This window comes from Krasilnikovia sp. MM14-A1004 (genome assembly GCF_047159485.1).
Lineage (GTDB): Bacteria > Actinomycetota > Actinomycetes > Mycobacteriales > Micromonosporaceae > Actinoplanes.
This window is the reverse complement of record NZ_AP038773.1, coordinates 1,183,217-1,203,174: the sequence shown is the minus strand read 5'-3', so window position 1 is coordinate 1,203,174 and position 19,958 is coordinate 1,183,217. Positions and strand designations below refer to the sequence as shown.

Genomic DNA, 19,958 nt, shown 5'->3' with positions numbered 1-19,958 from the left:
AGGAGGACCGGATGGCGCGGATCGCCCTCACCTGGTTGGCCGAACCGGGCAACCGCACGGTCTGGGCGATGACGCGCAACGACGGGGCGCCGGCGACCCTCGACCGGCTGCTGTCCGGCGACAACCCGGATCCCGCTCTGCGCGCGGCGGTCCTCGCCCGGACCGGGAGCGCTGACCCGCGCCGGCTCGCCGAGGCGGCGCTGCGTCGCGCCAAGCGCCTGGGAGCGCGAGTGGTGATCCCCGCCGATGCGGAGTGGCCGCGTCGAGTGGAGGAGCTGAGCACCCTGGAACTCGACAGTGGGGGCCGCATCAGCCACGACACACGGCCCCCGCTGTGTCTGTGGGTGCGCGGCGGCCGGCTGCTGGACGAGTCGTTCCACCGCTCGGTGGCGGTGGTGGGCGCCCGCGCCGCGACCGGTTACGGAAACCACGTCACGACGGACATCGCGTACGGGCTCGCCGAACAGGGGTGGAGCGTCGTGTCGGGCGGCGCGTTCGGGATCGACGCGGCGGCGCACCGGGCCGCCCTTGCCGCGGGCGGGCTCACCGTCGCCGTGCTGGCGTGCGGCGTCGATCGGCCGTACCCGGTGGGCAACACCGCGCTCTTCGAACGGATAGCGGACGCCGGGCTGCTGATCAGCGAGTGGCCTCCAGGGAGCGATCCCCTGCGTCACCGTTTCCTGATCCGCAACCGCGTCATCGCGGCCGCCACCGTCGGCACCGTCGTGGTGGAGGCCGCGGCCCGCAGCGGGGCGGTACAGACCATGGGCCGGGTGCTGGCGCTGCGGCGCAAGGCGATGGTGGTGCCGGGCCCGATCACCTCCGCGATGTCTGTCGGCTGCCACCGCCTGTTGCGGGCGGACCCCGCGGCGCGGCTGGTCACCAACCTTCAGCAAGTGCTCGAAGAGGTCGGATCGATCGGCGAGTACTACGCGGATTCACCACGCGGGCGAGTGCACGACCGGGACACATTGGACGAGGAGTCGGCGCTGGTACTGGAGGCGGTGCCGCGGCGTGGGGTGGCGAGCCCGGACCAGTTGGCCGCGACGGCCGGCCTCAGCCTGCGTACGGTGCTGCGCCGGTTGTCCCTGCTCGAAATGGCGGCCCTGGTGGTACGCCGCGACGGCGGCATCGCACTTCCGCCGCGGGCAAGGCCGCCAGGGCGGTGACAAAGGGCGGGAGGCCCTCACTCCTCCGCGTCGTCCAGATCCCGCCGATGCACCTTCATCCAGGCCTCCACGTCCTCGGTGAGCCAGACCTTGCCCTGGGCGAGGTCGGCCACCGGCGTCGGAAAGTCGGCACGGCTGGTGATCTGGTAGGCGCGCTGCCGGCTCACCCCGCCCAGGCGGACGCGGATCTCGTGCGCGCCCATCAGTCGAATCGGCTTCACTCCCACGCCATCGACCGTAGGCGCAAGACTATTAGTCGTTTATCAAGTTGATATGCGACAGGTAGTCTCTGAGCAACTAGTCTGGCTGCATGACTCGACAACACCGGGTTCCATCCCCGGTTCCATTCCAACCTCGACATCGACGCGACTGGCGCACGTTGTGGCGCCGGTGCATCTGCGGGCTTCCCGCCCCGTGCATCGACCGATCCCGCTCGTCGATCGCTCCCCTCCCGCACCGCCCCGAACCGGACGCACCGGACCACGGGCGGTCCAGCCGGACCGCACTGGGCGTCTCTCGTCCCCAGCGGGGCCCGGAACAACCATCGCCACTGTGGTCAAACGCCACGGCCGGCGTGGGGGTTCCGCCCGCCCACGCCGGGCCACGCGCGACACCGCGCACTCTGACGGGCGGTGCGGTGCATGCGGGACGGGCCGCACCGCCGGCGACCTGCCACGCGGGCCGCGCCGGAATGCTCACTCCCGCACAGGAGTTCCGCGCGAACGGCGGACGCCGCGCGGTAGGGCGGCCCCACTTTCCGGGCCGCGAACGCATCGAGGCATACGGACTGGATGCCCGACCACGGGCACCCCGCGCGTCGCCCGCCGCGGCCCCGTTCCCATCGTGGCGGTCGTCCGCCCTCGACCCCGCAGCGGGATCGTCGCGGACCGGCTGGCACTGCGATCCCCGCCGTGGGCGCGCATGACCACACCGAGCCCGGACGAGCACATCGGGCAACGACCGACCTGGGTGTGCCGCGCATGCGCACAGCCCTGGCCGTGCCCCGACGCGCGGCAACAACTGCTCCGGGAGTTCCACGGATACGCCTCGATGCTGACGATCTACATGTCTGCACAGATGTGCGAGGCGCTCCAGGACTTCACCCTCCACCACGACGCCCCGCCACCCGACCTCTACCAACGCTTTCTCGGGTGGGTGCGATCTCCTGGGCCGGACGATGAGCCGTCCCACTGACCACAATCGCCGCATTGTGGACCGGGTCACCACAATCCTCACCGGATTCGGATGGAGATCCGATAGCTCGCACACCCTTGCCATGTTCAACCCGCGGACGCCACTGAGGCAGCCCTGCGGGCGTCCCTGAAGAAACGGCGGCAGCCGGCGCACCTCAACCTCGTGCCTGTCCTCACGGACTCGCCGACCGCCGCCGCCCACACCGCGCGATCAAGCTCGGCCTTCTCAGCGCGGCGCGGGAGTACTATACCAACATTGGTTTGTATGTACAGCCTGACGGAGCATTGTGGCCTCGTACCGTGGCCGACATGATCGATCCCTCCGCGGACCGGGCGGTGTTCCGCCAGCTTGCGGACCTGCTGCGTGACCGCATCACGTCGGGCGAGCTGGGCCCGGGCGAGCCGCTGCCGAGCGAACTGCGCCTGGCCCAGGAGTACGGCCTGAGCCGCACCACGGTCCGCCAGGCGATCGGCCAGCTCCGTACTGAGGGACTGGTCACCGTGGAGCGGCCGCGCGGTACGTTCGTCCGCGTCCCGGAGCAGACCCAGACGATCCCGCTGGCACGTGGCGAACGCGTCAGCGCCCGCATGCCCACGGACGCCGAGCGCCGCAGCCACCGCCTCGGCGAGGGCATCCCCGTGCTTGTCGTGACCGCCCCCGACGGGACCGTCACGGTTCATCCCGCCGATCGGATCCAGCTCAACCGCCCCTGATCCGGCGGACGATTCAGAACAGCTCGTACCTCTGCACGGAGAGCGTGAAGCCGTGCCGGGTGGCGAGGTTGGCGCAGTGCACGCCCGTGCTGAGGCTGTCGCATACGATGTCCCCGGCTCGCAGCGATCGACCGTAGGCCAGCTCATCGGCGCCACCCAGCACCGTATCCCCGGCGCAGGTGAGGTTCGCCTTGCGGTTCTGTTCGACGGCGACCCCGAACGCCCAGTCGAATTCGCAGCTGGCCGGCGCCGGTGGGGGTGTCCACGATCGCTTCGCGATGTCGCATCGCGCCAGCTCCGCCGACAGGTAGCAGCCGATGTTCTTCGACGGCAGGTGGAACTGGGCTTCGGTGACCTTGGTGGTGGCGTTGGCCGGGACGGTGGCCGGAACCGCGGACGGCGAACCGCCGACCGGCCCGGGCGTCACCGCCGCCGACGGTGCCCCGCCGATGCCCGCGCTCGCGGCCACCCGCGGTGCGGACGACAGGGGTGCGGGTGACCGGCCCGTGGAGTCTCCGGGCGAGTCCGCGCACGCCGTCAACCCGGCCACCATCAGCACGGCCACGCTGAGGCGGGCACATCCGTACGCCATGTTCATGGAGCCTCCCTGGTCAGAGCGGCAGCATAGGCGTCGCTGGCAAGCGGCGTCGGATCATCGCCGCGCGGGCCGGGAACCGGCCGTCCGTCTGGGCGGCGGTGGCCGAGGTGCTGGAGACCCGGCGAGCCACTGTCGGGGGACGCGCGCCCGACCCCGGGAACACGCGGTGGGGCGACGCGCCGCCAGCACATGCGCAACGAGAGGCGGCTCGGTGTGCGCACTTGACGACGGCCGTTGCAGGGCCCACGGTCGAGGGCGATGAGCACGCAGGAAATCCACGAATCGCTGCCCACGGCGATGCGGCACGCGGTGGACGAGTTCGGACTGCACCTCGCCCGGGTGGACAACCGGTCCGCGCACACGGTGCGGGCCTATGTGGCCGACGTCGTCTCGCTGCTCGACCACGCGGCCCGCCGCGGCTGCGCGACGCCCGCCGACCTCGACGTCGCGGTGCTCCGCAGTTGGCTGGCCGAGTTGCTGGTCGCCGGCGCCGCCCGCAGTTCCCAGGCGCGCCGGGCGGCCGCCGCCCGGACGTTCACCGCATGGGCGCACCGGGCGGGACTGTGCCCGGCGGATGCCGGCGCCCGGCTGGCCAGCCCTCGGGGACATCGCGACCTCCCGACGGTGCTGCGCGCCGACCAGGCCGCGGATCTCGTTGTCGCACCCGCCCCGGCCCGACCGGCGGCCCCGGCCCCGGCCCCGGCCCCGAAGGCACAGGGCGACGCGGAGGCGCTCGTCGCGCGCGACCGCGCGGTCCTGGAACTGCTCTACGCCACCGGGGTACGGGTCAGCGAGCTGTGCGGACTGGACCGTGCCGACGTGGACGCCGGCCGCCGGGTCGTGCGGGTGTTCGGCAAGGGCGCCAAGGAGCGTGCGGTGCCGTACGGCGTGCCGGCTCAGCGAGCCCTCGACGTCTGGCTGCGCGACGGGCGACCCCGCCTGGCCGCCCCGGCGGGGGGCGACGCGCTGTTCGTCGGCACCCGCGGGGGCCGCCTGCAGCAGACCGTGGTGCGCCGGATCGTGGCGGGCGCCGCGCGCGCCGCCGGCCTGCCGCACACCAGCCCGCACGACCTGCGTCACTCGGCCGCCACCCACCTGCTGGACGGCGGCGCCGACCTGCGCGCGGTGCAGGATCTGCTGGGCCACTCCTCGCTGTCGAGCACACAGATCTACACCCACGTCTCCACCGAGCGCCTCCGAGCCGCCTTCGACCAGGCCCATCCCCGGGCATGAGGGCGCGCGCTCCGGCGCGAGGGCGATTCGCAATTTTCAGCGTCAAGTGCACAGGCACCGTACGATCGAGGCGTGCCCGCCGGAGATCCACCCCCACCCATCGCGGGAGCCCGGCTCCTGTTCTCGCTGGACCCGGCGGTGTCCTATTTCAACCACGGTGCCTTCGGCGCCGTGCCACTCAGCGTGCAGCGCGTCCAGCAGCGGCTGCGCGACGAGGTCGAGTCCAACCCGCTGCGCTTCTACGCGCAGGGGCTGCTCGATCGCATCATCCACACCCGACGGCACCTCGCGGGGTTCCTGGGTGCCGACCCGGACGGCAGCGCCCTGGTGCCCAACACCACGTCCGGCGTGGCGGTGGCGCTGCAGTCCGTGCGGCTCGCGGCGGGCGACGAGGTCCTGATGACCGACCACACGTACGGCGCGGTGACGCTGGCCGTCCGGCGGCAGTGCCGGCGGGCCGGTGCCACGGCACGGACGGTCGCGTTGCCGCTGTGTGCCGCGGAAGCCGAGGTGGTGTCCCGGATCCGGGACGCGCTGCGCCCGGGGCGGACCAAGCTGCTCATCGTCGACCAGGTCACCTCCGGTACGGCGCAGATCCTGCCGGTACGGCAGATCGTGGCGGCCGCCCGCGAACACGACATCCCGGTCCTGGTGGACGGGGCGCACGTGCCCGGCATGCTCCCCGTGGACGTCGGCGCGATCGGGGCGGACTTCTGGGTGGGCAACCTGCACAAGTGGGCGTTCGCGCCGCGCGGCACCGCGCTGATGACCGTGGCACCGGTCTGGCGGCGGCGGATCGAGCCGCTGGCGGTGTCCTGGGAGCAGGACGCCGGATTCCCGCTGGCGGTCGAGTTCCAGGGCACCGTGGACTACACCGGCTGGCTGGCCGCGCCCGCAGGGCTGTACGCGCTGCGTACCCTCGGCGTCGAGGCGGTGCAGGCGCACAACGCGGCGCTCGCGGCGTACGGGCAGCGGGTGGTCGGGGAGGCACTCGGGCTGGCCCCCGCCGACCTGCCGGACCCCGGCGGGCCGGGGTCGATGCGGATCGTGCCGTTGCCGGTCGGGCTGGCCACCACGCAGGCGGAGGCGCAGGCGCTGCGGCTGCACATCGCCGAGAAGCTGTCCGCCGAGACCGCTGTCAACGCGTGGGGTGGCCGGGGCTGGCTGCGGCTGTGCGCCCAGGTCTACAACCGGCCGGAGGAGTACGACCGGCTGGCCGAGCGGCTCCCGGCGCTGCTCAATGCGTATCAGCGGCAGTAGCCGCAGTCGGGCGTATCAGCGGCAGTAGGCGCACCCGGCGCAGGCCCAGCAGCGCGAGCGGATCCAGGTAGGTCTCGCCGCGGCGCACTCCCCAGTGCAGGCAGGCGGGTGCGGGGCAGCCGGGGTGCCCGGTCCGCAGGGTGCCGATCCGCTGCCCGGCCGCGACCGTCGCACCGGCACGCACGACCGGGTCGACCGGCTCGTACGTCGTGCGCAGACCGCCCGGGTGCGCCACACTGACCACCCCGCGGCCCGCCAGTACGGCGGCGAAGACCACGATGCCCGGCCCGGCCGCCTGCACCGGAGTGGCCGGGGGCGCGGCGAGGTCGACGCCGCGGTGGCCGGGCAGCCATGGGCGCGGCGGCGGGGCGAAGCCGCGCACGACGTGCGGCGCATCGAGCGGCCACCGGAATCGCGCGCCCGCTTCACCCGGTGGCTGGGACATCGGGCGGCCCGGCCGCTCGGGTGCGGCGGGCAGCAATCGCTGCGGGCCGGCGAAGAGCATCAGCGGTCCGGCTCCGGCATCCGCCGGGTCGCCGGCCGGTAACGGCGACCCGCGGCGAGAGATGCCCAGCACCGGGTCGGCGATCGGCGGCGGGACGGGACCGGACGAGGGCGGCGCGGCCGGACATCCGGGGCACGCCAGCAACAGCAGGCACAACAGCAGCGGGACCATGTGCGCACCCTGCCGGATACGCCGCCGTTCGCGGGACGGCCCTGTGGACAGGCCCGCGCTGTGGACAAGGACCCGCGTCGTGGACGGGCAGGGCTGTGGACGGGCGTCAGCCGCCGAAGTTGGCGTCGTCCGGCAGCGAGATGTCGGGCTTCTCCAGCTCCTCGACGTTCACGTCCTTGAACGTCATCACCCGCACGTTCTTGACGAACCTGGCCGGGCGGTACATGTCCCAGACCCAGGCATCATGCATCTCCACCTCGAAATAGACCTCGCCGTCGGCGTTGCGCACGTGCAGATCGACCTGGTTGGCCAGGTAGAACCGGCGCTCGGTCTCCACCACGTACGAGAACTGGCGGACGATGTCGCGGTACTCCCGGTAGAGCTGCAGCTCCATCTCGGTCTCGTACTTCTCGAGATCCTCTGCGCTCATCGCTTCTCGCCCTCCATGGCCTCATCTTCCCCCACCGGCACCGGCGGCCGAGGCTGGTCGCCCGACGCCACGCCGACGGTACCCTCCGCCACCGGCCAGAGCATCATCGGCTCGGCCGCGTCGGACACGGGGGGCGGCGTGGTGTCGCGCGGGCGGCGGGCTCGCGGGGGCCGGTTGCCCCGGCCGGAGGCCGCGGCCACATTCACGTACGAGAACCGGTGCTCGGCGCACGGCCCGAGCTCGGTGAGGGCCGCGCTGTGCTCGTCGGTGATGTAGCCCTTGTGCACCGCGAAGCCGTAGCCGGGGAAGCGGGTGTCCAGCTCGACCATGAGGCGATCCCGGGTGACCTTGGCGAGGACGCTGGCCGCGGCCACGCACGCCGCCACCCGGTCGCCCTTCCACACCGCGAGGCCGGGGGCGTCCAGCCCGTCGACCGGGAAACCGTCGGTCAGGACGTACTCGGGGCGCTCGGCCAGGGAGGCCAGCGCCCGGCGCATCGCGGCCAGGTTGCAGACGTGCAGGCCGCGGGCGTCCACCTCGGTGGCCGGGATGACCACAACGGACCAGGTCAGGGCGCGGGCGACGACCTCGTCGTACACGCGTTCGCGGGCGGCCGGGGTGAGCAGCTTGGAGTCGGCCAGCTCCTCGATCTCGCCGCGCCGGCCCTCGGGCAGGATCGCCGCGGCGGCGACCAGCGGCCCGGCGCAGGCGCCGCGGCCGGCCTCGTCGGCTCCGGCGACCAGCCGGAAGCCGCGCCGCTGCAGGGCCCGCTCCAGCGCGTAGAGGCCGCCTTCGCGCCGCACCACGGTACGGGGTGGGGCAAGCATCAGTGGCCCCCCAGCGCTACGTCGTCGGACACGAGCCGCCGCAACAGGTCGGGCAGCTCCTCCGGGTACACGTCCTCGTCGGTGGCGTCCAGCTCGGCCAGCGACCACCAGCGGTGCCCGTCGACGCTGGTCCGCTCCTCCTCCTCGAAGCCGGCCGTGTCGACCTGCCAGCGGTCGACCCGCAGCAGGTAGAACTGCTGATCCTGCCGGTACCACTGATGCCGGTAGCTGAACTCGATCACCTGGTGCCAGACGGGCTCGCCCAGCTCGGCGGGGTCGACGCGCAGGCCGGTCTCCTCGAACAGCTCCCGGGCGGCGCCCCGGGCGGGGGTCTCCCCCGGTTCCAGGCCGCCGCCGGGGGTGAACCACCAGCTCTCGTCCGGGGCGACCGGGTCGCCGCCGTGGAACAGCAGGATCCGGCCCGCCGCGTCGACCAGGAGCACCCGCGCGGCCGGGCGGTTCGTCATCACGCCACCCAGCCTAGGGCGCGGGCGGCGCGACGGTCAGCCCGGTCAGCCCGTGGGCGCCGGGGCCGGGATCGTGTCGAACTCCGGCGGCACGGGGAGCCAGGCGGCGCGGCTCAGCGGCCAGAAGATCACGAATGCCCGGCCCACCACCGAGTCCACCGGGACCGTGGCCTCGTTGATGTTCTGAGTCTGCTGGTAGTGCTCCAGGGAGTCGCCCGAGGCGGAGCGGTGGTCGCCCATCACCCACAGCCTCCCGGACGGGACGGTGATGTCGAAGTCCTCGTCGGCGGGCGGGTCCTGGGTGCCGTCCGCGTCGCGGTAGATGTATGGCTCGTGCAGCGAGTGGCCGTTGATCATCAGCTGCTTCTTCGCGTCGCAGCAGACCACGTGGTCGCCGCCGACGCCGATGATGCGCTTGATGAAGTCCTCGCCCTCGGTGCCGCTCTGCCAGTCGCTCGGCGCCTTGAACACGACGACCTCGCCCCGGCGCGGATCGCGGAAGTCGTACACGAGCTTGTTGACGAGCACCCGGTCGAGCACGTTGAGGGTGTGTTCCATCGAGGGGGACGGGATGTAGAAGGTCTGCAGGACGAAGGCGCGGACGAGGACCGCGACGAGGATGGCGACGCCCAGCAGGATCGGCAGCTCACGCCAGAACGAACCGCGGCGTTTGTTGGTTTGCTCGTTTTGCTCGTCAATCACGAACGGAGCCTACGTCGCCGCGTCATGGTCGGAAGACCGGAACGCGCGGATACTCCCGCGGTCAATAGGAACGGGACGATAAGGGCACCCGTAGCCGGATCCGGGTCGGACGGGGGCACGGCGCCCGGCGGTGCCGCGGCGACCGGGTGGCTCGCGGCGAAGTTCTTCCAGTTGTCGGGCACGGACAGGCCGGTGAACCGGCTGCTGGGCCAGACCACCACGAAGGCGCGGCCGATGATGTTGCGGATGGGTACGGGCCCCTGGCAGCGCGCGTCCTGCGACACCAGCCGGTGGTCGCCCATGACGAACATCTCACCGGGGGGCACGGTCACCTCGGCGAACCGGCGGCTCGTGCACTGCTTCGGATTCGGCGGGGCGTCCAGCGACGAGTTCTCCTGCACGTACGGCTCGTCGATCGGCTTGCCGTCGACCGTGATCCGGCCCTTGGCGTCGCAGCAGGCGACCTTGTCGCCGGGCAGGCCGATCACCCGCTTGATGAAGTCCTTCTCCCCGGGACGGCTCACTCCGACCAGGTCGCCGATGGTCCGGCCGAGCTTGGCGGAGAAGGCGTTGCTGACCGGGGTGGCCGGCTGCTCGGGCGCCCAGTTGTCCGTGCCGCGGAAGACCACGATCTCGCCGCGCACCGGGTCACGCATGTCGTAGACGACCTTGTTGACCAGCACCCGGTCGCCGACCAGCAGCGTGTTCTCCATCGAACCCGAGGGGATGAAGAACGCCTGAACCAGGAACGTGCGGATGAGTACGGCCAGGCAGAACGCCACCACCAGCAGCAGCGGCAGCTCCTGCCACAGGGGCATCTCCTTGCGCCGGATCACGCCCCGGCGCCGCCGGGAGGCTCGATAGCCTTCCATCGGTTCCACGCTACGCATCTCCTACCGCCGTCCCGGCCGACCGCTCCGGATACAGCACTACCGCCCGAGGCCCCAGCTACAGGGCAGGTCGGGCGGTAGTGCGAATGGTCCGCCGCAGCGGCGGTTACCGCAGTGGCGCTGGTGCCCATCCGTCACTCGCGCAAGCGTAGTTCGCCCGCGCGGCAAACGTCAGTCCGAGAGAACGTACGGCCCGGACCTCGATGGGGTTCAGCTGACGGTCTGCTTCTCGCGCAGTTCCTTGATCTTGGCCTTCTTGCCGCGCAGCTCACGCAGGTAGTACAGCTTGGCGCGGCGCACGTCGCCGCGGCTGACGACCTCGATCCGGTCGATCTGCGGGCTGTTGATCGGGTACGTGCGCTCCACGCCGACCCCGAAGCTGATCTTGCGGATCTTGAAGGTCTCGCGCAGACCACCGCCCTGGCGGCTGATCACGACGCCCTGGAAGACCTGGACGCGGGAGCGGTTGCCCTCGACGACCCGGGCGTGGACCTTGAGCGTGTCACCCGCCCGGAAGTCGGGAATGTCGGTGCGCTGCGACTGGGCGTCGAGAGCGTCCAGCGTGTTCATCGCTGCATCCTCGTCGTACTCAAAGCACACCGGGAGTTCGGTGTGCAGGTGGGTGATTCTGAACCCCGGCTCGATGGTGCCCCGGAGCCCCTCGCCCGCCCTCCACGGCGTGGAGGCGAACGGCAACCTCCCTACTTTGCCACATCCGGGTCGGGGATCTGAAATCCGGCCCCGTCCAGGGCGGCCCGGTCGTGCTTGTCCAGCCGCTCCGGCGGGTACGCGGCCCACAGGTCCGGCCGCCGGGACGCCGTACGCAGCAGCGACTGCTCGCGGCGCCAGCGGGCGATGCGGCCGTGGTCGCCGGAGCGCAGCACCGCCGGGACCTCGTGCCCGCGCCACTGCGCGGGCTTGGTGTACACGGGGGCCTCCAGCAGGCCCGCCGCGTGTGACTCCTCGGTCAGCGAGTCGGCGTTGCCCAGCACCCCGGGCAGCAGCCGGGTCACCGCCTCCATGATCACGATGACCGCGACCTCGCCGCCGAACAGCACGTAGTCGCCGAGCGACACCTCGCGGACCGGCATCCGGGTCGCCGCGTCGTCCAGCACCCGCTGGTCGATGCCCTCGTACCGGCCGCAGGCGAAGACCAGATGCGGGGCCTCGGCCAGCTCGTGCGCGGTCGCCTGGGTGAACGGTGCACCGACCGGGGACGGCACCACCAGCAGCGAATCCGGGCGGACCACGGCGTCCAGGGCGCCGGCCCACGGCTCCGGGCGCATCACCATTCCCGGCCCGCCGCCATAGGGGGTGTCGTCGACGGTGCGGTGCACGTCGGAGGTCCAGGCCCGCAGGTCGTGCACGGCGACGTCGAGCAGGCCGGACGTGCGCGCCTTGCCGATCAGCGACAGGTCCAGGGGGGCGAAGTACTCGGGAAAGATCGAGACGATGTCGACGCGCACGGCAGCTCTCTCACGGGTCGAGCCTCGGGGCAGGACGATCAGAGATCGAGCAGACCCTCGGGCAGGTCGACGATCACGCGCCCGTTGGCGAGGTCCACCGAGGGGACGATCTGGCTCACGAACGGAATCAGGGCGGTCCCGCCCCCGGCCTTGCGCAGCACGATCAGGTCGGACGCCGGGGCGTGCTCGATGCGCTCCACCTCGCCGTACACCGTGCCGTCGGCGGACACCACGGCCAGGCCGATCAGCTGGTGGTCGTGGAACTCGTCCGGGTCGTCCGGCGCGGCGATGTCCCCGCTGTCGACGCAGAGCATCACCCCGCGCAGGGCCTCGGCGACGTTACGGTCGGGCACGCCCGCGAACTGGGCGATCACCCGGCCCTGGTGCCAGCGCAGCGACTCCAGGGTCAGCTTGTCGGGCACGCGGTAGGCCACTCCGCCCGGAGGAGCCGGCGGCGTGGCCGGGCCGGTGCTCACCCGCCGGTCCCGGGGGACCTCGGTGGTGAACACCTGCCCGGCCACGAATCTCGCCTCGGGCTCGTCCGTACGCACCGTCACGAGCACCTCCCCACGGATGCCGTGGGGCTTGCCGATCTGGCCGACGACGAGCAGCATCGCGCGGTGTGCGTCAGTACGCGTCGACGATGTCGACACGGATGCCACGCCCACCGATCGAACCGATGACCTGGCGCAGCGCCTTGGCCGTACGCCCGCCGCGCCCGATGACCGTACCCAGGTCCTCGGGGTGCACGCGGACCTCGAGCCGCTTGCCGCGGCGCGAGTCGACGAGCCGGACCCGGACGTCGTCCGGGTTGTCGACGATGCCCTTGACGAGGTGCTCCAGCGCGGGCCGGAGCGCCCCGTCAGCTCGCGGAGTCGGCGCCGGCACCGGCGGCGTCCTCTGCCTTGGCAGCGGCCTCCTCGCGGGTCTCCGCCGGAGCCTCGTCGGCGGCCTTGGCCTCAGCCTTGGCCTCGGCCTTGGGGGCCTTCTCCGCCTTGGCGGGGGCCTTCTTGGCGGTGGCCGGCTTGGTCTCGGCGACCCCGGCGGCGGACTTGGCCTCAGCCTCGTACGCGGCCAGGCGGTCCGCCTTGGGAGCCGCGACCAGCAGCGGCGGCGGGGCCGGCAGGCCCTTGAACTGCTGCCAGTCGCCGGTCTTCTCCAGCAGGCGCTGCACGGCCTCGCTCGGCTGGGCGCCGACGGAGAGCCAGTACTGCACGCGCTCGGACTTCACCTGGATGACCGACGGGTCTTCCTTGGGGTGGTAGATGCCCACGTACTCGATGGCACGACCGTCACGCTTGGTGCGCGAGTCGGCGACGACGATGCGGTACTGCGGGTTGCGGATCTTGCCCATCCGCAGGAGCCGGATCTTTACGGCCACGGTGTCTTTTACTCCTGAATGCGACGTGATCGAGTCGCCGGGCACCACGTGGGGTTGTGGGCCGTTGCCTCGCGGACTGGCAGCGCGTCAGGAGTTAGAGGGCAGCCTCACGCACGCCGAACCAGCCACCCATTCTGCCAGACCACCGGCCGTCGGTCCCACCGCCCTCCCATCCCGCCCCATTCCGGTGATCAGGACGAGCGCTCGGCGGCGGCCGGGCGATCCCAGCCCGGTGGCAGCGCCTGCGGAACCAGCCAGGACGGGTCGGGCTCGAAATCGGTCCAGGTGCCGTCGAAGGGGAACTTCCCCGCCTCGATCAGCTCGATCGCCCGGTACCCCTCGGCCCACACCGCGGCCTCGTCGGGCACCCAGTACTGCTCGGGCAGGGCCAGCCGCTCGGCGAACTCGTCCTCGTCCTTCCATCGCCAGCTGCGGTCCGGGGCGGCGACGATGTCCAGGTCCTGGTCGATCACGTCGACCCCGGCCGCCGGGCCGTCGTCCCAGCGCGCCAGGGGCTCCTCCAGGTTGACGTACCAGGCCACGAAGGCGTCCCTGTCGTCGCGGAGGAACCACACCGAGTGGTGGGCGTCGCGGGGCAGGAACTTCACGATCGCGGGACCCTGCCACGTCGCCTCGTGCAGGCGGCGCTCCCCCGTCACCCATTCGGTGAACGGCATGTCCCGCACTCCCCGCCCGTCGGCGGCCAGCTCGACCGCCACGGCCGAGCCGCGCGGCAGCCACAGCAGCAGCCCGCGGTCGTCGTCGCTGATCACCCGGCACGGGCGCACCCCGACGACCCGGTCGCGCGCGATGTGGCGGTACAGCACCGTCCGCCCCGGCGCGAACGGCGTCACGGCCGCCCCGCCCGCAAGCCCATCAGTACGCGCGGGCCAGGATCGCGACCAGGTCCGGCTCGTCGTCGGCGTCCGGCACGGTGCCGTCGGGACGGACCAGGCACCGTACGGTGACCGCCTTGCCGTTGGCCTCGGCCTCGCCCTCCACGCCGACCGCCGACCAAGGCACGCGCGCCCAGCCGGTCTGCGCCGCCTCCAGCGCGTCGCCCAGCGTCTTGACGTCGACGGTGCGCTGTTCGCGCAGCGCCAGCGCGTCGTCGAGCAGCTGCTGCTGGTCGGCCTTGAGCGCGGCGGTGACCGCGGCGGCGACCTCGCCGAGCGCCACGGGCGCCTTCGCCCCGGTGATCCGGCGGACCAGCACCGCGTTACCCGCGGCCAGGTCACGCGGGCCCACCTCGACGCGTACCGGAATGCCCTTGAGTTCGGCGTCCACCGCCCGGCGGCCGAACGGCACGTCGGCGCGGTCGTCGAGGGTCACCCGTACCCCGGCGGCGGCCAGCTCGTCGCGCAGCTTGGCCGCGGCCTCGGCCACCCCCTCGCCCGCCTTGACCACCATGACCTGGGCCTGCACCGGCGCCAGCCGGGGCGGCACGCGCAGCCCGCTGTCGTCGCCGTGCACCATGATCAGCCCGCCGATCATCCGCGTGGTGCTGCCCCACGACGTCGTCCAGCAGTGCTCCAGGCTCCCGGCCGCCGACGAGTACGTGATGTCGAACGCCTTGGCGAAGTTCTGCCCCAGCTCGTGCGAGGTGCCCATCTGCAGCGCCTTGCCGTCGCCCATCATGGCTTCGAGAGTCATGGTGTTGGTGGCACCCGCGAACCGCTCCCCGACGGTCTTGCGCCCCGGCACGACCGGGATGGCCAGCAGGTTGACCATGAAGTCCTCGTACACGTGGTGCAGGATGCGGCGCGCGTAGGCCGCCGCGTCCGCCTCGGTGGCGTGCGCGGTGTGGCCCTCCTGCCAGAGGAACTCGGTGGTCCGCAGGAAGGTGCGCGGGCGCAGCTCCCAACGCACCACGTTGGCCCACTGGTTCAGCAGCAGCGGCAGGTCCCGGTACGAGTCGACCCACTTGGCCATGAACTCACCGAAGATCGTCTCGCTGGTGGGGCGCACCACGATCGGCTCGGCCAGCTCCTTGCCGCCCGCATGGGTGACCACGGCCAGCTCGGGCGAGAAGCCCTCCACGTGCTGGGCCTCGCGGCGCAGGTAGCTCTCCGGGATGAACAGCGGGAAGTACGCGTTCTCCGCGCCCGCCGCCTTGATCCGGGCGTCCATCTCACCCTGCATGCGCTCCCACAGCGCGTAGCCGGTCGGCCGGATCACCATCGTGCCGCGCACCGGGCCGTTGTCGGCGAGCTGCGCCTTGGCGATGAGGTCCTGGTACCAGCGGGGGAAGTCCTCCGCACGGGGAGTGAGCACGCGAGCCATGAGGCAGCATCCTAGCGAGGCCCGGCGGATCACCCGCCTCCGGAGCCCAGCCGACCGGCACCGGATCACCGTCCCGGACGGCTCCGCCGGTCACGCGGCGCGCACGCTCAGCGGATGACCCGTCCGCGAAGGACGATCCGCTGAGGTGCCCGCACGACGGTCAGGTCGCGGCGTGGATCCTCGGGGTAGACGACCAGGTCGGCGCAGCCGCCCTCGACCAGGCCGGGGAAGCCCAGCCAGGACCGGGCCCGCCAGGACGCCGCCGCCAGCACGTCCAGCGCGGGGATGCCCGCCTCGTGCAGCAGCAGCATCTCCTCGGCGGCCTGCCCGTGCCGGATGCCGCCGCCCGCGTCCGTGCCCACGTAGATCGGCACCCCTGCCTCGTGGGCGGCGCGGACCACGGACGGGAAGCGGTCCCGCAGGGCGATCATGTGGTCGGCGTACCCCGCGAACTTGTCGCGGGCCCGGTCGGCGATCCCACCGAAGGTCCTGATGTTGATCATCGTGGGCACCAGGGCGGTACCCCGCCGGGCCATCTCGTCGATCAGATCGAACGACAGCCCCGTGCCGTGCTCGACCGAGTCCACCCCGGCCCGGACCATCTGCGCCACCCCCTCCTCGGAGAAGGTGTGCACCGCCGCCCGCGCGCCCGCCGCGTGCGCGGCCGCGACCGCGGCGGCCATGGTCGCCGGGTCCCATGACGGGGCGAGATCGCCGACGGATCGGTCGATCCAGTCGCCGACCAGCTTCACCCAGCCCGTTCCGGCCCGGGCCTGCGCGGTCACGGCCGCGGCGACATCGGCGCCGTCGACCTCCACCCCGATGTCGCGCAGGTACCGCTTGGGGGCCGCGACGTGCCGTCCGGCGCGGGCCAGGCGCGGCATGCCGGGCTCGTCGTCCAGCTCCGGATACGGGTACGGCGAACCCGCGTCCCGGATCGCCAGCACCCCGGCGTCGCGGTCCGTGGTGGCCAGTTCCCGCGCCTCGTCCAGGTGCTCGATCGGGTGTCCGCCGTACTGGATGCCGAGGTGGCAGTGTGCGTCGACGAGGCCGGGCAGGACGTACCCGGAGTCGCTGATCGTCTCGGCGTCGGCGACCGGCTCGAAGGTGACCCGGTCGCCGATCAGCCACAGGTCGCGTACCTCGTCGTCGGGGAGCAGGACACCGCGCACATGCAAGGCCATGTCCACAGTCCTACCTGATCGGCCGTTCAGTCGTGCGGACGGGCACGCTCCAACAGGGCACGGCGGCGCTCGGTCAGCGCGGGCAGGTCGATGCTCACGTCGAACGGCGCGTCCGTCGTGAACACCTTGTCGGTGCTGGCGACGATCTCGTACTCGCCGTTGTCGCCGGGCTGGAACGCGGTGAGCACGATGCCGTCCTCGAACAGCGGGTCGATGACCCAGTAGTGGGCGACCCGGGCGGCGGCGTAGATCTTCGCCTTGGCGTACATGTCCCGGAAGTGGGAACCCGGTGAGATCACCTCCACGGCCAGTACGGCGTCGTCCACCGGCACCGGGCTGATGTTGGCGTGGTCCGGCCGGATGACGACGACGTCGGGCCGGGGCTCGTTGCGTGAGTTCACCGCGAGCGACAGATGGACGACGGGCATGAGGTCTGGCGGACATCCGACCCGCAGTGCGAGCAGGATCTGGACGCCGATGTCCTGATGGATCGCGGTGGGGGACGGCAAGATCAGCCTTCCGTCGATCAACTCGTAGCGAAGGTCCTTCGGAAGGCTCGCCAGGTCGTCGACGGTCCAGTCCTGCTTGTCGGGCAGGTTCAGCGCGGCGGTCAATGGGCCTCCTCGGGCAAGGACACCGTCACCGTAGGGACGTCAGGCTACCCGGCGTGGTCCGTGATCGCGGGCTGTGGACAACCCGGAAAGCCCGCCGTACTCGGGTCAGTGGTGGCCGCGGCGGCGGTGGGACAGTGCGGCGTGGTGGTGGCCGCCGGGGTGGGTGGCCGGGTCGGTGTGCACGGTGGCGCCGGTCAGCCGGGGCACGGCGTGGGTGAGCTGGTGTTCGGCGTCGGCGGCGACCTCGTGTGCCTCGATCAGGGACAGGTCGGTGTCGACGACGAGGTCGGCCTCGGCGTGCAGCTGGTGCCCGATCCAGCGGATCCGGACGGCGGCGACGTCGCGGACGCCGGGAGTGGCGCGCAGGACGCTCTCGGCCCGGTCGACCAGGTGGGGGTCGACGGCGTCCATCAGGCGCCGGTACACCTGCCGGGCCGCGTCCTGGAGCACGACGACGATGGCCGCGGTGATCAGCAGCCCGACGACGGGGTCGGCCCACCACCAGCCCAGTGCCGTACCGCCGGCACCGGCCAGCACGGCCAGCGAGGTGAACCCGTCGGTACGCGCATGCAGCCCGTCGGCGACCAGCGCCGCCGAACCGATCCGCCGGCCCACGGTGATGCGGTACCGGGCCACCAGTTCGTTGCCGGCGAACCCGACCAGCGCCGCCACGGCGACCCAGCCGAGCCGGTCGACCGGCTGCGGGTCCAGCAGCCGCCGCACCGCTTCCCACCCGGCCAGCGCCGCGGACACCGCGATGGTGATCACGATGACGACGCCGGCCAGGTCCTCGGCGCGGCCGTAGCCGTACGTGTAGCGACGGTTCGCCGCCCGCCGCCCGAGCAGGAACGCGATCCCCAGCGGCACCGCGGTCAGCGCGTCGGCCACGTTGTGCAGGGTGTCCCCGAGCAGCGCCACCGATCCCGACCACACCACCACCACGGCCTGCAGCGCCGCAGTCGCGCCGAGCACCACCATCGAGATCCACAACGCACGCAGCCCCGCGGCCGAGGTCTCCAGCGCCGTGTCGACCTTGTCGGCGGTGTCGTGCGAATGCGGCCGCAGCAGGTGCGCCACCCGCCGCCACCAGTCGTGCGCGTGATCGTGGCCGTGGTCATGGGCATGGTCGCGGTGTGGGTGCACCCGTCCACGGTAGGCGGCGAAACGGGTGTGCCTCTACCTGGTAAATGCCGCTGACCTGCAACAACACGCACCGACGCGCTCGCGGACCGCCCGCGGCACCCGGTCAGCGCTTGTCGTCGTCCTTGGGGGGCCGGGTCAGCTTGTTGAAGTCGAGCTTGGGGAGCTTGAAGCCGGGAGGCAGGCCCGGACCGCCGCCACCCAGCGCGTTCGGGTCGAGACCCGGCGGGAGCTGGGGCATGCCGCCGGGGAAACCGGCCGGCATCCCGGCGCCGCCGACGCGGGGCCGGCTGCTGCCGCCCTTGGTGCCCTTGCGCTTGTTCTTCGGGCTCTTGGTCGCCTTGCGGCGGGCACCGGGCAGGCCCATCATGCCGCCCATCTGCTTCATCATCTTCTGCGCATCGGCGAAGCGGTTGAGCAGCTGGTTGACGTCCATGACGGTGACGCCGGAGCCGTTGGCGATGCGGGCGCGGCGGGAGCCGTTGAGGATCTTCGGGTTGGCCCGCTCCTGCGGGGTCATCGAACGGATGATCGCGGTGACCCGGTCGAAGTGGCTGTCGTCCAGCTCGGCCAGCTGGTCCTTCATCTGGCCCATGCCGGGCATCATGGACAGCACGTTCGCGATCGGGCCCATCCGCCGTACGGCGATGAGCTGGTCGAGGAAGTCCTCCAGGGTGAACTGCTCGCCACCGAGCAGCTTGGAGGTCATCTTCTCCTTCTGCTCCTCGTCGAACGCCTGCTCGGCCTGCTCGATGAGGGTCAGCACGTCGCCCATGCCGAGGATCCGGCTGGCCATCCGGTCGGGGTGGAAGACGTCGAAGTCCTCCAGCTTCTCGCCGGTGGACGCGAAGAGGATCGGCTCGCCGGTGACGTGCCGGACCGACAGGGCCGCACCACCGCGGGCGTCACCGTCGAGCTTGGACAGCACGACGCCGGTGATGCCGACGCCGTCGCGGAACGCCTCGGCGGTCTGCACCGCGTCCTGGCCGACCATGGCGTCGATGACGAAGATGACCTCGTCGGGGCTGACCGCGTCGCGGATGTCCGCGGCCTGCTGCATCATCTCGGCGTCGATACCGAGGCGGCCCGCGGTGTCGACGATGACGATGTCCTTCGCGGCCCGCTGCGCGTGCTCGATGGAGTCCTTGGCCACCTGGACCGGGTTGCCGACGCCGTTGCCGGGCTGCGGGGCGTACACGTCGACGCCCGCCCGGCCGCCGAGGACCTGGAGCTGGTTGACGGCGTTGGGGCGCTGCAGGTCGCAGGCGACCAGCAGCGGCTGGTGGCCCTGGCCCTTGAGCCAGCGGGCCAGCTTGCCCGCGAGGGTGGTCTTACCGGAGCCCTGCAGACCGGCCAGCATGATCACGGTGGGGGGCTGCTTGGCGAACCGCAGCCGCCGCGCCTCGCCGCCGAGGACGTTGATGAGCTCCTCGTGGACGATCTTGATGATCTGCTGCGCCGGGTTGAGCGCCTTCGACACCTCGGCGTCGCGCGCCCGCTCCTTGAGGCTGGCGATGAAGGCCCTGACCACGGGCAACGCCACGTCCGCCTCGAGCAGGGCGAGGCGGATCTCGCGCGCGGTGGCATCGATGTCGGCGTCGGTGAGCCGGCCCTTGCCCCGCAGCTTGGTGAAAATGCCGGAGAGGCGGTCGCTCAAGGTGTCAAACACGGCGCAACTTCCCGTTGGTCAGCGATGAGGGAACGCCCGCAAGCCTAACCGCCTCGCCGACT

General features: G+C 72.0%; 23 protein-coding genes. 4 read left to right on the top strand and 19 right to left on the bottom strand.

Features of this window, described 5'->3' with window-relative positions; all coding sequences use genetic code 11:
• Positions 1–11: 11 nt before the first annotated feature.
• On the top strand, positions 12–1,169 hold the full coding sequence (gene dprA / locus ACMCNN_RS05635; RefSeq protein WP_412747069.1) for a DNA-processing protein DprA: 1,158 nt from the start codon (positions 12–14) through the stop codon (positions 1,167–1,169).
• Positions 1,170–1,186: 17 nt separating this feature from the next.
• On the opposite strand, the gene ACMCNN_RS05630 is transcribed toward dprA, so the two are convergent.
• Entirely contained in the window at positions 1,187–1,372 is a 186-nt protein-coding gene (locus ACMCNN_RS05630; protein ID WP_412747068.1) for a DNA-binding protein, read from the bottom strand.
• A gap of 1,299 nt (positions 1,373–2,671) precedes the next feature.
• Here ACMCNN_RS05630 and ACMCNN_RS05625 point away from each other — a divergent pair.
• Positions 2,672–3,076 carry a GntR family transcriptional regulator gene (locus ACMCNN_RS05625; RefSeq protein ID WP_412745101.1) on the top strand — a complete coding sequence of 135 codons (405 nt, stop codon included), beginning with the start codon at positions 2,672–2,674 and terminating at the stop codon, positions 3,074–3,076.
• Between the two features lie 13 nt (positions 3,077–3,089).
• Here ACMCNN_RS05625 and ACMCNN_RS05620 read toward each other — a convergent pair whose 3' ends face one another.
• On the bottom strand, positions 3,090–3,674 hold the full coding sequence (locus ACMCNN_RS05620) for a DUF6636 domain-containing protein (RefSeq protein WP_412745100.1): 585 nt from the start codon (positions 3,672–3,674) through the stop codon (positions 3,090–3,092).
• Positions 3,675–3,932: 258 nt separating this feature from the next.
• On the opposite strand from ACMCNN_RS05620, the gene ACMCNN_RS05615 reads away from it, so the two are divergent.
• The gene (locus tag ACMCNN_RS05615) at positions 3,933–4,907 is read left to right on the top strand and encodes a tyrosine recombinase XerC (RefSeq protein WP_412745099.1); all 975 of its coding nucleotides are present in this window, start codon (positions 3,933–3,935) and stop codon (positions 4,905–4,907) included.
• Positions 4,908–4,979: 72 nt separating this feature from the next.
• The gene (locus ACMCNN_RS05610; protein WP_412745098.1) at positions 4,980–6,167 is read left to right on the top strand and encodes an aminotransferase class V-fold PLP-dependent enzyme; all 1,188 of its coding nucleotides are present in this window, start codon (positions 4,980–4,982) and stop codon (positions 6,165–6,167) included.
• Here the strand turns inward: ACMCNN_RS05610 and ACMCNN_RS05605 are convergent.
• From ACMCNN_RS05605 to ffh, 17 genes are all read right to left on the bottom strand, one after another.
• Positions 6,145–6,843, bottom strand: a complete 699-nt coding sequence (locus tag ACMCNN_RS05605) for a murein hydrolase activator EnvC family protein (protein WP_412745097.1) — start codon at positions 6,841–6,843, stop codon at positions 6,145–6,147. The genes ACMCNN_RS05610 and ACMCNN_RS05605 overlap by 23 nt on opposite strands.
• 106 nt (positions 6,844–6,949) lie before the next feature.
• Positions 6,950–7,273 (bottom strand): DUF2469 domain-containing protein, encoded by a 324-nt coding sequence (locus ACMCNN_RS05600; protein ID WP_130508772.1) that lies wholly within the window; start codon positions 7,271–7,273, stop codon positions 6,950–6,952.
• Positions 7,270–8,100, bottom strand: coding sequence for a ribonuclease HII (locus ACMCNN_RS05595; protein WP_412745096.1), 831 nt, complete (start codon positions 8,098–8,100; stop codon positions 7,270–7,272). The genes ACMCNN_RS05600 and ACMCNN_RS05595 overlap by 4 nt, the downstream gene beginning before the upstream one ends.
• The gene (locus ACMCNN_RS05590; protein WP_412747067.1) at positions 8,100–8,567 is read right to left on the bottom strand and encodes an NUDIX hydrolase; all 468 of its coding nucleotides are present in this window, start codon (positions 8,565–8,567) and stop codon (positions 8,100–8,102) included. Before ACMCNN_RS05590 ends, ACMCNN_RS05595 begins: the two co-directional genes overlap by 1 nt.
• Positions 8,568–8,612: 45 nt before the next feature.
• Complete coding sequence (gene lepB / locus ACMCNN_RS05585) at positions 8,613–9,266, bottom strand: signal peptidase I (RefSeq protein ID WP_412747066.1); 654 nt, start codon at positions 9,264–9,266, stop codon at positions 8,613–8,615.
• Positions 9,266–10,141, bottom strand: coding sequence for a signal peptidase I (gene lepB, locus ACMCNN_RS05580; protein WP_412745095.1), 876 nt, complete (start codon positions 10,139–10,141; stop codon positions 9,266–9,268). The genes lepB (ACMCNN_RS05585) and lepB (ACMCNN_RS05580) overlap by 1 nt, the downstream gene beginning before the upstream one ends.
• A 228-nt stretch (positions 10,142–10,369) precedes the next feature.
• Complete coding sequence (gene rplS, locus ACMCNN_RS05575) at positions 10,370–10,729, bottom strand: 50S ribosomal protein L19 (RefSeq protein ID WP_412745094.1); 360 nt, start codon at positions 10,727–10,729, stop codon at positions 10,370–10,372.
• A 131-nt stretch (positions 10,730–10,860) separates the two neighbouring features.
• A complete protein-coding gene (gene trmD / locus ACMCNN_RS05570) occupies positions 10,861–11,625 on the bottom strand; it encodes a tRNA (guanosine(37)-N1)-methyltransferase TrmD (protein ID WP_412745093.1) in 765 nt (254 codons plus the stop codon).
• Positions 11,626–11,663: 38 nt separating this feature from the next.
• Positions 11,664–12,236 carry a ribosome maturation factor RimM gene (rimM, locus tag ACMCNN_RS05565; protein WP_412747065.1) on the bottom strand — a complete coding sequence of 191 codons (573 nt, stop codon included), beginning with the start codon at positions 12,234–12,236 and terminating at the stop codon, positions 11,664–11,666.
• A gap of 16 nt (positions 12,237–12,252) precedes the next feature.
• A complete protein-coding gene (locus ACMCNN_RS05560) occupies positions 12,253–12,513 on the bottom strand; it encodes an RNA-binding protein (protein WP_130508779.1) in 261 nt (86 codons plus the stop codon).
• Positions 12,488–13,006, bottom strand: coding sequence for a 30S ribosomal protein S16 (gene rpsP, locus ACMCNN_RS05555; RefSeq protein WP_412745092.1), 519 nt, complete (start codon positions 13,004–13,006; stop codon positions 12,488–12,490). Before rpsP ends, ACMCNN_RS05560 begins: the two co-directional genes overlap by 26 nt.
• Positions 13,007–13,197: 191 nt before the next feature.
• Entirely contained in the window at positions 13,198–13,860 is a 663-nt protein-coding gene (locus tag ACMCNN_RS05550) for a DUF402 domain-containing protein (RefSeq protein WP_412745091.1), read from the bottom strand.
• Between the two features lie 22 nt (positions 13,861–13,882).
• Entirely contained in the window at positions 13,883–15,289 is a 1,407-nt protein-coding gene (gene proS, locus ACMCNN_RS05545; protein ID WP_412745090.1) for a proline--tRNA ligase, read from the bottom strand.
• Between the two features lie 107 nt (positions 15,290–15,396).
• Positions 15,397–16,473 carry an amidohydrolase family protein gene (locus ACMCNN_RS05540; protein ID WP_412745089.1) on the bottom strand — a complete coding sequence of 359 codons (1,077 nt, stop codon included), beginning with the start codon at positions 16,471–16,473 and terminating at the stop codon, positions 15,397–15,399.
• Positions 16,474–16,499: 26 nt separating this feature from the next.
• Positions 16,500–17,087 (bottom strand): Uma2 family endonuclease, encoded by a 588-nt coding sequence (locus ACMCNN_RS05535; protein WP_412745088.1) that lies wholly within the window; start codon positions 17,085–17,087, stop codon positions 16,500–16,502.
• Between the two features lie 105 nt (positions 17,088–17,192).
• On the bottom strand, positions 17,193–18,230 hold the full coding sequence (locus tag ACMCNN_RS05530; protein ID WP_412745087.1) for a cation diffusion facilitator family transporter: 1,038 nt from the start codon (positions 18,228–18,230) through the stop codon (positions 17,193–17,195).
• Between the two features lie 103 nt (positions 18,231–18,333).
• Complete coding sequence (gene ffh, locus ACMCNN_RS05525; RefSeq protein WP_412745086.1) at positions 18,334–19,896, bottom strand: signal recognition particle protein; 1,563 nt, start codon at positions 19,894–19,896, stop codon at positions 18,334–18,336.
• Positions 19,897–19,958: the final 62 nt, after the last annotated feature.

Excerpts from the sequence above, each read along its gene's own strand:
- dprA (WP_412747069.1), top strand. The coding sequence starts at position 12 with ATGGCGCGGATCGCCCTCACCTGGTTGGCCGAACCGGGCAACCGCACG.
- ACMCNN_RS05630 (WP_412747068.1), bottom strand. The coding sequence starts at position 1,372 with ATGGGCGCGCACGAGATCCGCGTCCGCCTGGGCGGGGTGAGCCGGCAG.
- ACMCNN_RS05625 (WP_412745101.1), top strand. The coding sequence starts at position 2,672 with ATGATCGATCCCTCCGCGGACCGGGCGGTGTTCCGCCAGCTTGCGGAC.
- ACMCNN_RS05620 (WP_412745100.1), bottom strand. The coding sequence starts at position 3,674 with ATGAACATGGCGTACGGATGTGCCCGCCTCAGCGTGGCCGTGCTGATG.
- ACMCNN_RS05615 (WP_412745099.1), top strand. The coding sequence starts at position 3,933 with ATGAGCACGCAGGAAATCCACGAATCGCTGCCCACGGCGATGCGGCAC.
- ACMCNN_RS05605 (WP_412745097.1), bottom strand. The coding sequence starts at position 6,843 with ATGGTCCCGCTGCTGTTGTGCCTGCTGTTGCTGGCGTGCCCCGGATGT.
- ACMCNN_RS05600 (WP_130508772.1), bottom strand. The coding sequence starts at position 7,273 with ATGAGCGCAGAGGATCTCGAGAAGTACGAGACCGAGATGGAGCTGCAG.
- ACMCNN_RS05595 (WP_412745096.1), bottom strand. The coding sequence starts at position 8,100 with ATGCTTGCCCCACCCCGTACCGTGGTGCGGCGCGAAGGCGGCCTCTAC.
- ACMCNN_RS05590 (WP_412747067.1), bottom strand. The coding sequence starts at position 8,567 with ATGACGAACCGCCCGGCCGCGCGGGTGCTCCTGGTCGACGCGGCGGGC.
- lepB (WP_412745095.1), bottom strand. The coding sequence starts at position 10,141 with ATGGAAGGCTATCGAGCCTCCCGGCGGCGCCGGGGCGTGATCCGGCGC.
- rplS (WP_412745094.1), bottom strand. The coding sequence starts at position 10,729 with ATGAACACGCTGGACGCTCTCGACGCCCAGTCGCAGCGCACCGACATT.
- proS (WP_412745090.1), bottom strand. The coding sequence starts at position 15,289 with ATGGCTCGCGTGCTCACTCCCCGTGCGGAGGACTTCCCCCGCTGGTAC.
- ACMCNN_RS05540 (WP_412745089.1), bottom strand. The coding sequence starts at position 16,473 with ATGGCCTTGCATGTGCGCGGTGTCCTGCTCCCCGACGACGAGGTACGC.